The following is a 13724-nucleotide window of genomic DNA, read 5'->3' as shown; positions in this document are numbered from 1 at the left end:
CTCGCGCACGGTTCCACCCGGGTCGCCCGGCGCGCGGTCCTCCAGCGGGCCGTCGACGACGAGCTAGACGGCGGGTACCGGCTGGCGGGCGGCGATGAGCTGCTCCCCGGGGCGCGGGTGCACCCAGGTGGCGCGGGCCGCCAGGTCGGCGAGCGCGTTGGGCGACAGCTCGCCGAGGCTGGAGTGCCGCAGGGCGTTCTCCCGCCGGGGCAGGTCGTTCGCGTCGCGCCGCTCGCGGCGCCGGTCGGCCCACCGTCGGCGGTGCCGGTTCAGCCACGTACCCAACAGATAGATCATCGGTGACGACAGGGCGGCGACCACCGCGACCACCACGAGCTGGGCCAGCAGGCCCGTTCGCCACAGCCCGACGACAAGGCCGGACACGCGGTCGACGTAGACGCGGTAGGCGATGTTCACGGCGATGACCAACCAGGCCATGGAGAGCAGCCCGTAGAGCGCGACGAGGCGGCCCTCGCGGTCGAGCGACCGCCAGCGCGGCGGGCGCCGACGCAACCGGGCCGCCACCCAGGCCAGGCCGCGGGCGCGCAGGTTGGGCACCTCGAGCCAGTCCATGACGAGGTAGTAGCCGTCCAGCGCGAGGAACGGGTTGAGGTTGAACAGCGCGTTGACGTACCAGGCGAAGGCGAGCTTGAAGCACCACGGCGCGAGCGCCGGGTTCACCACCCCGACAATCGCGGACGTCCCCGCGAGGACGAGCCCGGCGGCGGGCCCGGCGACGGTGGTGCGGATCCGGGCGCGCCGCCCGCCCATCCACACGTCGGTGGTGTCGACGAAGACGCTCGGGATGCCGAAGTAGACGAGAAAGCCGGCGACGGGCACGCGCCGGCCGGCGTGTTTCGCGGCCAGGCCGTGCCCGATCTCGTGACAGGCCAGGGCGAGCACGTTGAGCCCCAGCAGCAGCGCCGCCCCGGTGAGGTACGACTGGCCGTTGAGGAAGACCGAGTGCTCACCGCCCCACCACAGCCATCCGAAGGCGCCCAGACCCACGAGGGCAACCGTGGCGAGCAGCACGGCCACGGGCCGGGTGAACAGCAGCCGGCCCCCGGCCCGGTACGCGAACGACAGCACCGGGTCGATGTTGGCCACGATCATGCGGCGGCCCTGCGCGAAGGCGAGCATCGCGCGCCCCAGGCGCAGCGGCCACGGCGCCCGGCGCACCCGGTCGAGCGGCTTGAACGCGTCGACCGGCAGCTCCTCGAGCATCCGGTTGCCGGCCAGGTCGGCCACGATGCGGCGCACCCGGTCGGGTGCCAGTTGCCCGCTGATCCGCGCGAAGTCGGCGACGAGCCGCGCCAACGTGCGGGTGCCGTCCATCAGCTCGGCGAGCGCCACCTCCTCGGGCGCCAGCCGCAGGTAGCAGGGCGCGGTGCCCTTGCGCCCGTTGCCGTGGTCGGGCGAGCGGAGCATGACGTAGGCGACGCCGCGGACGCTGACGAGGTCGGCCCGCTCGATGCCGTCGCGCAACTGCGGCCGGGCCTTGGTGGGGTTGACGCGCTCGGCCACCGCCGCCCACAGCCCCGGATCGGCCGGCCCCAACGGCTGACCGGGCGCTCGCCCCGCGAGCGCCTCCCACACGCTGAACTGGCTTCCGCCGCCTGCCACGCCACTGCCCTCCATCGATGCCAGGCTGCAGAGTAGGCGGGGTAGGCGACGGTTTGCGAGTCGCGGTCACATAGGAGTCAGTTCGGCACTACTTGCCGCCGCAACCCCAGCGCTTACGGAACTCGTCAACCGTGGTGATCGAGCCACGTGCGTCGATCAGTTGACCGTCGGCAACTTTCGCGGTGTCGAAAATGCCGGCCTGGGCGCCGTTCGCGACGACCTGCACCCGCACCACCGGCCCGACGCCCTGGTCCTTGATCTGGTTGCTGACCTCGTTGAAGCCGTACGGCAGCTTGCCGATCACCAGGGAGGCCAACAGGTTCGGCTCGCTGGTGGAGATGTCCCAGACGGCCGGGTCCTTCTGGTTCCTGGACGCCTGGTCGACGTTGTTCACCGTGACGCGCGTGGGGTACGCCGCGTCGGCGCACTGGTTGCCGATGAACACGACAAGCCCGTCGGTCGCGCTCTTGAGAATGCCGATCGGCGCGTCCGAGGCCGCGCCACCGTTGTTGTTGGCCGGCGGCGGCGTCTCGCCGCCACAGCTGGCGAGCGTCGCCAGCACCAGCGCGGCGACCGCCGCGCGCACCATGTTCCTCGTGGCCATGAGCCCGACCTTCACCGCTGCGACATCGCTGGACCTGAATTCGGCGGCAATCTAGCACACCCATCCGGACCCGACCCCAGCTCGAAACGAACGCTCACGCTCCGTACTCGCAGGGGTATCACGTTGCGTAATCCTGGCGGCGGCCTCGCTCACCGCGGACCTTCACCACCCCACCCACTTTGCTCTGCTTCCCTATAGGAAGCAGCGGTCTGACCTGTGTTTATGACTGTCCGATCTGGATCCGCCAAGATTGACGGGATCACGCACAGTGACCGATTCCTATGGGGTAGCAGAGCAAAGTGGGGTCCGTGGGCCACGGTCAGCCGGCGGAAGTATCACGTTCCGTCACGGATGTTCCAGGCGGCGCGGCGGGATGACAGGGCGGCGCGGGGCCATGAGACTGGCGACGTGAGCGCACGGTTTGTGGTCGCCATCGACCAGGGGACGACGTCGTCGCGGTGCATGGTGTTCGACCAGGGTGGGCGGCCCGTGGCGGTGGCCCGCAGGGAGCACCGGCAGATCTTCCCGCGCCCGGGGTGGGTCGAGCACGACGCGGCCGAGATCTGGCGCAACGTGGTCGAGTGCGTCGAGGAGGCGGTGGCGGCGGCCGGCGCCACGGCTGGCGACGTCGCCGCGATCGGCATCACCAACCAGCGCGAGACCATCGTCGTCTGGGACAAGGCGACCGGCGAGCCCGTGCACCCGGCCATCGTGTGGCAGGACACCCGCACCGACCGGATCATCGCGAAGCTCGCCGCGCAGGGCGGGCAGGACCGCTTCCGCGACCGGTGCGGGCTGCCCCTGGCCACCTACTTCTCCGCCGCCAAGCTGCGTTGGATCTTTGACGAGTACCCGGAACTCGCGCGCCGGGCCGTGGTCGGCGAGCTGCTCGCCGGCACCGTCGACACGTGGCTGATCTGGAAGCTCACCGGCCGGCACGTCACCGACGTGACCAACGCGAGCCGCACCATGCTCATGAACCTCTCCACGCTCGGCTGGGACCCGCTGCTCCTCGACACGTACGACATCCCTGTCGAGGCGCTGCCCGAGATCCGGCCGTCCAGCGAGGTGTACGGCGTCAGTCGCGGGCCGCTGGCCGGCGTGCCCGTGTCCGGGGCGCTCGGCGACCAGCACGCCGCGCTCGTGGGCCAGGCGTGCTTCGACGCCGGCGACGCCAAGTGCACGTACGGCACCGGATCGTTTCTGCTGCTCAACACCGGCGACCGGCCGGTGCGCAGCCGGGCCGGGCTGATCACCACCGTCGGCTACCAGCTCGGCACCGCGCCCGCCGCGTACGCCCTGGAGGGTTCCATCGCCGTCACCGGCGCGCTCATCCAGTGGCTGCGCGACAACCTCGGCATCATCACCCACGCCTCCGAAGTGGACACCCTGGCCGCCACGGTGCCGGACAGCGGCGGGTGCGTCATCGTGCCGGCCTTCGCGGGCCTGTTCGCGCCCCACTGGCGCTCCGACGCGCGGGGCGTCATCGCGGGGCTCACCGGCTTCGTCACCCGCGCCCACCTGGCCCGCGCCGCCCTGGAGGCGACCGCGTGGCAGGTGCGGGAGGTGACCGACGCGATGGCCGACGACGCGAGCCTGCCCCTGGCCGGCCTGCGGGTCGACGGCGGCATGACGGCCAGCGACCTGCTCCTGCAGATCCAGGCGGACGTGCTCGACATCCCGGTCACCCGGCCCGAGGTCATCGAGACGACCTGCCTCGGGGCGGCCTACGCGGCCGGCCTGGCGGTCGGCTTCTGGTCCGGCACCGACGAGCTGCGCACCCACTGGCGCGCCGAACGCACCTGGCAACCGGCGATGGACACGCCGACGCGGGAGGCCGCCGAGAAGCGCTGGCGCAAGGCCGTGGCCCGCACCCTCGACTGGATCTGAACAGCGACGCGGGCGGCACCGGTCGGTGCCGCCCGCGTTCTGGGAGGAGAAGGAAGGTACGGGTTACGGCGCCTCGCCGAGTGTCGCCGTCAGGGTCTGCTCGCTGCCGCCACGGATCACGGTCAACGTGAGGTTCTGGCCCACCGTGCCGGCCTGCACCGCGGCGACCAGGTCCTCGCTGCCGCCGACGGTCTGACCGCCGACCTTGGTCACCACATCGTTGACCTTGAGGCCCGCCTTGTCGGCCGGGCTGCCGGTCTCGACCGACGTCACCTTCGCGCCGCCGGTCTCGGCGTCGGTCACCTTGACCCCGAGGTACGGGTGGCTGACCTTGATGCCCTTGATGATCTGGTCCGCCACGCTCTTCGCCTTGTTCGACGAGATCGCGAAGCCGACGCCGATGTTGCCGTTGTTCGACGAGCCGCCGGTGGCGATGGCCGTGTTCACGCCGACGACCTTGCCCTCGGTGTTCACCAGCGCGCCGCCGGAGTTGCCCGGGTTGATCGCCGCGTCGGTCTGCAGGGCGTCACCGATCGTCGTGGTGCCCGTGCCCTGCTCGAACGGCGACTGCTGCTCGCCGCCGACCGAGATGGTGCGGTGCAGCGCGCTCACGATGCCCGCGCTCACCGAGCCCTCGAGGCCGAGCGGGCTGCCGATCGCCAGGACCGTGTCGCCCACCCGCACGCCGTCGCTGTCGGCGAACTCGGCGGCGGTCAGGTCCGAGACACCCTCGACCTTGATGACGCCGACGTCGGTGCGCGGGTCGGTGCCCTTGATCGTCGCCTTGGCCTTCTTGCCGTTGCTGAAGCCCACCGTCACCGTGTTGTTCTTGGCGCCCGCGATCACGTGGTTGTTGGTGAGGACGTAGCCGTCACTCGTCATCACGATGCCGGAGCCCTCGCCGGAGTCGGTCATGATGTGCACGACGCTCGGCTGGACCTTCGCGGCGATGTCCGCCAGCGAGGATCGGTCGACGACCGGGGCCGACCCGAAGACCTTGGTGATCGAGGTGCCGCCGCTGTCCTGCAGCGCCGCGCCCACGTACCCACCCGCGACGCCGAACCCGCCGGCGAGCACCGCCACGGCCAGGCCGACGCCGATGATCCGGCCGGCGCGCGAGGGCTTCTTCGGCTGCTGCGTCGTGTTCGTCGCCCACGGCGGGATCTGCCCCGTCGTCGGCTGACCCGTCACCGGCGCCCCGGTGTGGGGGTAGCCGGACTGACCGTAGCCGGTCTGCCCGTACGGCTGGCCGTAGGCGGGCTGGCCCGTCGTCGGCTGGCCGTAGGCCGGCTGCGGGTAGACGTGCGTGGTCGCCGGGTTCGCGTACGGGCTCGGCGGGGGCGCCTGCGGCGTGCCGTGCGAGGTCGGCCACGTGGACGTCGCCGGGCCGGGCTGCTGCCACGGGCTCTGCGGCTGCGGGTTGTGCGGCCGTGCCGGCGCCGCGACGGGGGACGCGTCGGAGGAGGAGACGGGCGCCGCGTCGCGGACGGGCTCGGTCACGCCAGCCTCTCCCGGGGCGGGTGATGCCGGCTGCGCGGCGGCCAGGGCCGCGGGCTGCGCGGTGGCCGGCGCCTCCGACGAAGTGGGGGCCGGGTGGGACGTGCCTGGGCTCGCCGGCGGCTGCGTCCAGGCGGAGCCCTGCGCCGCGCCGCTCGACTCCGATCCGAAGGGGGGCTGGTTCTCGTTCATGGGTAGAAGCTTGCCCGACCGGACTGCGGTGGCGCTGGAATCAGACTGGAAGTTAGCTGTGAGTCACAGGCTGTGCCGACGGGGGCCAGCGGGAGCCGCACCCGGAACGTCGCGCCCACGCCGGGGGCGGTGTCCAGCTCGATGGCGCCGTCGTGCGCGGCGACCAGCGCCGCCACGATCGCCAGGCCCAGGCCGGTGCCGCTGTGCGGGGACCCCTTGGGCCCGGCCGCGGCGCTCGCCGCCTGGCGCGTACGGGCCTTGTCGACCCGGTAGAACCGCTCGAAGACGCGCTCGGCCTGCTCGGCGGTGAGGCCGTGGCCGGCGTCGCTGACCTCGATCACGGCGGTCCCGTCGGCCCCGGTGGCACCAGCTTCACCACGCAGCCGCAGCGTCACCGGGGTCCCGGCGGGAGTGTGGGTGAGGGCGTTCGTCACCAGGTTGCCGATCACCTGCCGCAGGCGCGGCTCGTCGCCGACCACCACCGGGTCGGCCGCCGGAAGTTCCACCTCGATCGTCCGATCGGGGGCGACCGCGCGGGCGGCCGCGGCCGCGTCCGTGACGAGCCCGGTCAGGGGCACGGGCTTCATCTGCAGCGGGCGCTCCCGGTCCAGGCGCGCGAGGAGCAGCAGGTCCTCGACGAGCAGGCCCATCCGCGCGGCCTCGTCCTCGATGCGCCTGAGCACGGCGGCCGGGTCGTCGGTCGCGCCCTGCCGGTACAGCTCGGCAAAGCCGCGGATCGTGGTCAGGGGGGTACGCAGCTCGTGGGAGGCGTCGGCGACGAACTCGCGCATCCGCTCCTCCGAGCGCACGGCCCGCGCCTCCGACTCGGCCCGCGCGGTGAACGCCTGCTCGATCTGCGCCAGCATCACGTTCAGCGCGCCGGCCAGCCGGCCGACCTCGGTCTTTGACCCCAGGTCGGGCACGCGCTGGCGCAGGTCGCCGCTGGCGATCGCGGCCGCCGTCCGCTCGATGACGCCCAGGGACCGCAGGCTGCGCCGCACCGCCCAGCCGCCCGCCGTGGCCATGGTGATCAGGACGGCGGCGCCGACCAGCAGCTGGATGATGACCAGCCGGCCGATCGCGTGCTCCACCATGGACAGATCCTCGGCCAGGGTGACGACCTGACCGCCGCGCAGCGGCAGCGTGACGACGCGCCAGCGCAGGTTGCCGTCCGTCGAGTGGACGGTGCGCAGCTCGCCGGCGACCTCGCGGGCCGCCGCGCGGTCCTTGGGCAGCTCGGGCGCGCTGGCGTCGTCGTACCCGATGGGCAGGAACGGGCGCACCCCGCACGCCTCGTTCTGGTAGATCAGCGCGATCTCGACGCTGGCCGGGTCGTAGTCGGCGAGGCAGACGGCCTGCTGGGTGGGCGCGCGACCGCGCTCGTCGAGCAGGATGAAGGAGTTCGCCCGCTCCGCCAGGTGGGTGTCGATCCGGTCGATCAGGTAGTCGCGCATGAGGAACGTGCTGGCGACGCTGATGACGACAACGGCGGCCGCGACCAGGCCGAGCATCGCGACGGTGAGCTTGACCCGCAGCGGGACACGGGGTGGCGCTGTGCTCACGTCAGGATCAGGACGGGAGTCGTAGGACATAACCCACCCCGCGCAGGGTGTGGATCAGTCGGGGCTCGACGTTGTCGACCTTGCGGCGCAGGTACGAGATGTAGGACTCGACGATGCCGTCGTCGCCGCGGAAGTCGTACTGCCAGACGTGGTCGAGGATCTGCGCCTTGCTCAGCACGCGACCCGCGTTGCGCATGAGGTAGCGCAGCAGCTTGAACTCCGTCGGGGACAGCAGCACCCGCTCGCCGGAACGGCGTACCTCGTGGGTCTCCTCGTTGAGTTCGAGATCCGCGAAGGTGAGCCGGGAGGTGTCCTCCTGCTCACCGATCGTGCGGCGGAGCACGGCGCGGATGCGCGCGGTGAGCTCTTCGAGGCTGAACGGCTTGGTGACGTAGTCGTCGCCGCCGAGGGTGAGGCCGCGGACCTTGTCCTCGGTGCCGTCGCGGGCGGTCAGGAACACCACCGGCGTGCGCACCCCGTTGTCGCGCAGCCGCCGGATGACCTCGAAGCCGTCGAGGTCGGGCAGCATCACGTCGAGGACCATGAGGTCGGGCTTGTCGGCCCGGGCGACGCTGACCGCGTCGGCGCCGTTGGTGGCGGTCGTCACCGTGAACCCGGCGAAGCGCAGGCTCGCTGAGAGCAGCTCCAGGATGTTTGGATCATCCTCCACCACGAGCAGCCGCGCGCGAGCCTGCGCTTCTCCGAACCGGGGGCCCGACGTGGCGGTGACCCCGGATTGCACCACACCGTCCGTGACTCCCATGCCGACCATCGTGGCCCGGTCGGCTGTGCCAGGGCTTGGCTTTCTCTGAGAAGTTCCTGAGAACGCGGCCATTTCTCGGACAGTACTCCCGCGGCTACTCACCGAGTAGGCGGCGCACCTGGTCGCGGACCGAATCGATCAACGCGGCGGCCACCCGCAGATTATCCGGCGTGCCGCGCCCGCGTGCCACCGCGTCCCGCACCTCGGCGACCAGCAGCTCGGCGGCGCGCTCCACGTCCGTGACCGTCCCGGGCGAGGCGGGCGGCGGCGTGGTCGGGGCACCGTACTGCGTGCCGCGCTGCCACTCCGCGCGCCATTGCTTCCATTCCTGCGTGCGTGGTGTCTGCACCTGCCGCGCGGCGGCGCGCAGCTCCTTCTTGAGGTCGCGCACGGAGCCCTGCACACCCCGCTCCATCTCCTCGGCGACCGCGCCGAGGTCGGCCACGGAGGCGTGGATCTCGGCCTCCAGCGCGGCCAGCTCGTCGGCCCGCTGGGCGAGCTCGGCCCGGCCGGCCTCGGTGATCTCGTAGACCTTGCGGCCGCCGGCGGCGGTGTGGGTGACCAGGCCATCGGCCTCCATCCGGGCGAGGCGGGGGTAGATCGTGCCGGCCGAGGGCGCGTACAGGCCGAGGAAGCGGTTCTCGAGCAGGCGGATCAGCTCGTACCCGTGCCTGGGCCCGCCGCCCAGCAGCTTGAGCAGGTACAACCGCAGCCGGCCATGGCTGAATACGGCACTCATGCCTGATCCCCTTCGGAGAAGTCCTCGGTCGGTCGCGCCAGCAGGGACACGTTGCCGGAGATCGCGTACGCGGACAACTGGCCGGTGCCCGCGCCGAGGCGTCCCCGCGCGTACCGCGCGCCGTGCATGCCCATGGGGGCGATCTGCGGGAAGGCGCTGGAGACGCGGCCGCTGGTGGCGTTGAGGTCGACGTGCAGGTCGGCGTCCTCGGGGACCCGGACGAGGATCTCGCCGGAGGTGGTGTCGATCCGGATGTCGCGCGCCTTCGGGTTGTCCAGGTCGCACGTCACCGCGCCGGAGATGGTGCGCGCCTTGACCCGGTGCGCCGAGGAGTCCCCGAGCACGATCTCGCCGGAGACGGTCTCCATGATGAGGTCGCCGCCGACGCCGAGGGCCTCCACCGAGCCGGACACCGCCGTGGCGTGCACCTGCCCGTCGAGCCCCAACAGGGTGATGGAGCCGCTGACGACGTCCGCTTTGGCGCCGTTGCGCAGGCCGGACGCCGTGAGGCTGCCGGAGATGACCGTGAGGCTGGCGGCCGCGGTCGTCGGGACGGCGATCGTCACCTCGGCGTTGTAGCGCCGCTTGCCGCCGAAGAACCACCAGCCGACGATCGGGCGCAGCTTGGAGGGGGCGATGTCGTGCCGGACGGAGAGCTCGCCGTCGTCGAGGCTGACGGTCAGGCCCTTGCTGCCGACGGCCTTGACCGTGACGCTCGGCGGGCCGTCCGTGCCGACGACGTTGAGCCGGCCCATGGCGAGCCACACGTCCAGGCGCGACACGGCACCGTCGAGCGGCAGCCGACGCGGTTCGTTGATGGTCCAGGTTGTCATGGTTGGCCTCCGGGCGAGGGGTGTCTGACCGTCGCGATACATCGTATCCTAACACGCGATACATCGCGACACCCATCCGATGTGCCGCCGGCTACGAATAGGCTCGGTAGATCACCCACCCCCAAGGACGGTCATGTCAGCAAGGTTCCCGGCCGGCGCCGTCGCCGGCCGTTGGTCGAAGTGGCTCGTGGTGCTCATCTGGGTCGCCATCGCCGCCGTAGCGTTCCCCCTCGCCGGCAAGCTCACCGACGTCGAGAAGAACGACGCCATCAGCTTCCTGCCCAACAGCGCCGAGGCCACCCGGGCGTACGAGCTGGCGACCCGCGAGTTCGCCGGTGCCGAACAGCTCCCCGCCGTGGTCGTCTACGCCCGCGACACCGGCCTCACCCCGGCCGACCTGGCCAAGGCCACCGCCGACGCCGCCGCCTTCGCCCCGCTCGCCGAGGCCGGCCGGGTCAGCCAGGTCATCGTCAGCGACGACCGCAAGGCCGCGATCGTCTCGTTCCTGGTCGCCGGCGACCAGGACGCCCTCGCGGCGTCCGTCGAAAAGATCAAAGACGTCGCCGGTACGGGCGCCGAGCCCGGCCTGCGGACGGCCCTGACGGGCGGCGCGGGCGCGGTCGACGACATCGTCGACGCGTTCGCCGGCATCGACTCCACCCTGCTGTTCGTCACCGCCGGCGTGGTGGCCCTGCTGCTGCTCATCACCTACCGCAGCCCGGTCCTGTGGATCGTCCCGCTGCTCACCGTAGGTGTCGCGAGCCAGCTCGCGTCCGCCGCCGTCTACCTGCTCGCCAAGCACGCCGGGCTGACCGTCAGCGGGCAGTCGCAGGGCATCATGACGGTCCTCGTGTTCGGCGCCGGTACGGACTACGCCCTGCTCCTGATCGCCCGCTACCGCGAGGAGCTGCGCCGCCACCGCGACCGGCACGACGCCATGCGCGAGGCGCTGCGCCGGTCGTCCCCGGCGATCCTCGCGTCGGCGGCCACGGTCGTCATCAGCCTGCTCTGCCTCCTCGCCGCCCAGCTCAACAGCCTGCGCGGGCTCGGCCCGGTGGGCGCGGTCGGCGTGGCGGCCGCCCTGCTCGCGATGATCACCCTGCTCCCGGCGCTGCTGGTGATCTGCGGCCGGTGGCTGTTCTGGCCGTTCGTCCCCCGCTTCAGCGAGGACGCCGCCGCGCACGACATCGCCGAGGAGCACGGCATCTGGCAGAAGGTCGCGGCGCTGGTCGGGCGGCGCCCGCGGATGCTGTGGACGGTCACCACGGCCGCGCTGCTGCTGCTCACGATCGGCGTCACCACCCTGACCCTGGGCCTGCCCCAGTCGGAGGCGTTCACCAAGGAGGTCGGCTCGGTCACCGGGCAGAAGCTCGTCGAGGAACACTTCCCGAGCGGCACGTCGTCGCCCGTGCAGATCGTCGCCCGGTCGGCGGCCGCGACGCCGGTGGCCGACGCGGCGAAGGCGGTGCCCGGCGTGGCCGCGGTGCGCGACGCGGTGCCGTCACGCGACGGGACCTGGGTCCGCATCGACGCGGTGCTCGCCGACCCGCCGGACAGCCCGGCGGCCGAGCGGGCGGTCGACGACATCCGGGCCGCCGTGCACGCGGTGCCGGGCGGCGACGCGCTGGTGGGCGGCGACACGGCCACCCAGCTGGACACCGCGCGGGCGGCCTCGCACGACAACCGCCTGGTGATCCCGCTGATCCTGCTCGTCGTGTTCGGGGTGCTCGTGGTGCTGCTGCGGGCGGTCGTCGCGCCGCTGCTGCTCATCGCGAGCGTGGTCGTGTCGTTCGGCGCCGCGCTGGGCGCCGCCGCGCTGATCTTCTGGGCGATCGACTACCCGAAGATCGACCTGAGCATGCCGCTGCTGGCGTTCCTCTTCCTCGTGGCGCTCGGCGTCGACTACACGATCTTCCTGATGACCCGCGCCCGCGAGGAGGCGGCCACGCTCGGCCACCGCGAGGGCGTCCTGCACGCCCTCACCGTCACCGGCGGCGTCATCACCAGCGCCGGCATCGTGCTGGCCGCCACGTTCGCCGTGCTGGCCGTCCTGCCGCTGGTCTCGCTGCTGCAGATGGGCATCATCGTGGCCGTCGGCGTGCTGCTGGACACCCTGATCGTGCGGACGTTGGTCGTCCCGGCGCTGTCCCTGGACGTCGGCCGCAAGGTCTGGTGGCCCTCGGCGCTCGGCAAGTGATCCGGCCCCGCCCCGCCCGGGTTTGACCCGGGCGGGGCGGGGCATGGGCTCCTTCATCAGGGAAGGAGTCGTCATGCCACAGCAAGCGTGGAGCGAGAAGCGCGAACGGCAGTACCAGCACATCAAGGCCGGCGTGAAGAAGCGCGGCGAGTCCGAGGACGTGGCGGAGGAGATCGCCGCCCGTACGGTCAACAAGGAGCGCGCCCGCGCAGGCGAGGCCAGGACCTCCAGCCGCCTGTCGAAGAAGGACATCTCCTCCGGCCGCCGAGGCGGCCTCCGCTCCCACTCAGGGCCTGGTGGACGCACCCGCGACCAGCTCTACGAGGAGGCGAAGCGCAAGAACATCCGCGGCCGCAGCACGATGACCAAAGCCGAACTGGAGAAGGCCGTGGGCCGCTGACCGTGCCGCCACATGGTGACCGTTCAGGTGGGCGGCGAGCGGAACCTGTCGGGATCGGCGGTCTCAGCGCTCAACGCACCCAAGATCGGCGTCTTGTGTGCGGAAGTGTGGCTGGGCTGCACTCCTGCACACGAGACACGGATCAACGCGACAAGCGAAGGGCGAAATGTCGCTTTCCCGGGGTCGCGGACCACACGTTCGCACCGCGTTCAGCGATCATGAGCCAGAACCCTGCACCGGCCACTGCTGCGACTACGCGCTGGTACCGGAGACGGCGATCTCCACCCCGGCGCGCGGCAACCTGAGCGGTTACCGGGTCGGAAACCGCGGCACACAACGGTTTCGCGCTTCGGACGCCGACCACTCCTCCCGAACGCCCATCATGATCGCCGCCCGGAGACGCGACACGCCCCAGCGACCGACGAGGCGCCGGCCGGCGCACGTCACCCGAACCGGACCGCCTCATGCATAGTTACCGCCGATCTTGGGGTGGTGGGCGGGCATACGATCGGGGCGTGGCGGGGTACTCCGGGACCGCGCTCGAGACGACGTTGGGGGTGCGGGCGGTGGATCTTGTCCTGCTCGATGGTGCCTGGGCGCTCGATCACGGGCGGGTGGACGTGAAGGTGTGCGCGGTCGACGATGTCTGGTCGGGACTCAAGCACGTGATCCGGAGGGCCGACCGATGATCATTGACTTCCGCTTCAACGGGCCGCCGGGCTCGGCCAACGGCGGGTACACGGCGGGCCTGTTGGCGCGCGAGCTCGGCGCGCCGGGCGGGGCGATGGTGACGCTGCGCCGGCCGCCGCCGCTGGACACGCGGCTCGACGTCGCGCCGACGGACGCGGGGGTCGCCCTCACGGATCCGGAGGGGCAGCTCATCGCCGACGCGTCCCCCGCTGAGCTCGGCGACGAGGCGCTGGTGGCGCCCGTGTCATGGGCGGCCGCCGAGGAGGCCGCGGAAAGCTACGCCGGGTTCGCGGAACACCCGTTCCCCACGTGCTTCGTGTGCGGGCCCGACCGGGCGCCCGGCGACGGGCTGCGACTGTTCCCGGGTCGGGTCGACGACACCCGCACGGCCACGCCCTGGGTGGTGCCCGACGACGTGGACGAGGTGCTGGTCTGGGCGGCGCTGGACTGCCCGGGCGGCTGGGCGGTCCCGCTGGAGGCCCGCCCGTACGTGCTGGGACGGATCACGGCGAGCGTCGTAAAGCCGCCGGAACCCGGCAGCCGATGTGTGATCATGGGAGAGGTGCTCGACGAGGAGGGACGAAAAGCGCGGGTCAGGACCACGCTGTACGACGGGACGGGCGTACCACTCGCCCGCGCCCTCAGTACCTGGATCGCGATTCCCGTGGTGTGAACCGCGACACGGGGAGCCGGCCGCGATGCCGGGACGGACACTAACGCGTAGCCTTTAACCC

The 13724-nt window shown here is 72.0% G+C and carries 12 protein-coding genes; 5 read left to right on the top strand and 7 right to left on the bottom strand.

Annotated elements, in window-relative coordinates:
• Nucleotides 1–63: 63 nt before the first annotated feature.
• A complete protein-coding gene (locus tag ABD211_RS03620) occupies nt 64–1623 on the bottom strand; it encodes a M50 family metallopeptidase (RefSeq protein ID WP_344126168.1) in 1560 nt (519 codons plus the stop codon).
• Nucleotides 1624–1711: 88 nt separating this feature from the next.
• Complete coding sequence (locus ABD211_RS03615; protein ID WP_344126166.1) at nt 1712–2227, bottom strand: hypothetical protein; 516 nt, start codon at nt 2225–2227, stop codon at nt 1712–1714.
• Nucleotides 2228–2635: 408 nt separating this feature from the next.
• Between ABD211_RS03615 and glpK the strand changes: the two genes are divergently transcribed.
• The gene (glpK, locus tag ABD211_RS03610) at nt 2636–4117 is read left to right on the top strand and encodes a glycerol kinase GlpK (RefSeq protein ID WP_344126164.1); all 1482 of its coding nucleotides are present in this window, start codon (nt 2636–2638) and stop codon (nt 4115–4117) included.
• Between the two features lie 63 nt (nt 4118–4180).
• Here glpK and ABD211_RS03605 read toward each other — a convergent pair whose 3' ends face one another.
• The 5 genes from ABD211_RS03605 to ABD211_RS03585 all read right to left on the bottom strand — a co-directional run bounded on the left by ABD211_RS03605 (nt 4181) and on the right by ABD211_RS03585 (nt 9703).
• Entirely contained in the window at nt 4181–5617 is a 1437-nt protein-coding gene (locus tag ABD211_RS03605) for a S1C family serine protease (protein ID WP_344126162.1), read from the bottom strand.
• A gap of 185 nt (nt 5618–5802) precedes the next feature.
• A complete protein-coding gene (locus tag ABD211_RS03600) occupies nt 5803–7317 on the bottom strand; it encodes a sensor histidine kinase (RefSeq protein ID WP_344126178.1) in 1515 nt (504 codons plus the stop codon).
• A gap of 58 nt (nt 7318–7375) precedes the next feature.
• A complete protein-coding gene (locus ABD211_RS03595; protein ID WP_425560332.1) occupies nt 7376–8203 on the bottom strand; it encodes a response regulator transcription factor in 828 nt (275 codons plus the stop codon).
• 22 nt (nt 8204–8225) lie between these two features.
• Entirely contained in the window at nt 8226–8870 is a 645-nt protein-coding gene (locus tag ABD211_RS03590; protein ID WP_344126158.1) for a PadR family transcriptional regulator, read from the bottom strand.
• Entirely contained in the window at nt 8867–9703 is an 837-nt protein-coding gene (locus tag ABD211_RS03585) for a DUF4097 family beta strand repeat-containing protein (protein ID WP_344126156.1), read from the bottom strand. The genes ABD211_RS03590 and ABD211_RS03585 overlap by 4 nt, the downstream gene beginning before the upstream one ends.
• A gap of 133 nt (nt 9704–9836) precedes the next feature.
• Here ABD211_RS03585 and ABD211_RS03580 point away from each other — a divergent pair, with 133 nt between their 5' ends.
• The 4 genes from ABD211_RS03580 to ABD211_RS03565 all read left to right on the top strand — a co-directional run bounded on the left by ABD211_RS03580 (nt 9837) and on the right by ABD211_RS03565 (nt 13663).
• Nucleotides 9837–11900 carry an MMPL family transporter gene (locus ABD211_RS03580; RefSeq protein ID WP_344126153.1) on the top strand — a complete coding sequence of 688 codons (2064 nt, stop codon included), beginning with the start codon at nt 9837–9839 and terminating at the stop codon, nt 11898–11900.
• 73 nt (nt 11901–11973) lie between these two features.
• Entirely contained in the window at nt 11974–12300 is a 327-nt protein-coding gene (locus tag ABD211_RS03575; RefSeq protein ID WP_344126151.1) for a plasmid stabilization protein, read from the top strand.
• Nucleotides 12301–12815: 515 nt separating this feature from the next.
• On the top strand, nt 12816–12989 hold the full coding sequence (locus ABD211_RS03570; RefSeq protein ID WP_344126149.1) for a hypothetical protein: 174 nt from the start codon (nt 12816–12818) through the stop codon (nt 12987–12989).
• Nucleotides 12986–13663, top strand: a complete 678-nt coding sequence (locus ABD211_RS03565) for a PaaI family thioesterase (RefSeq protein ID WP_344126147.1) — start codon at nt 12986–12988, stop codon at nt 13661–13663. Before ABD211_RS03570 ends, ABD211_RS03565 begins: the two co-directional genes overlap by 4 nt.
• Nucleotides 13664–13724: the final 61 nt, after the last annotated feature.

Source organism: Luedemannella flava (assembly GCF_039528515.1).
GTDB classification, from domain to species: domain Bacteria; phylum Actinomycetota; class Actinomycetes; order Mycobacteriales; family Micromonosporaceae; genus Luedemannella; species Luedemannella flava.
The sequence above is the reverse complement of the archived record's forward strand: the minus strand, read 5'-3'. Positions and strand labels throughout refer to the sequence as shown.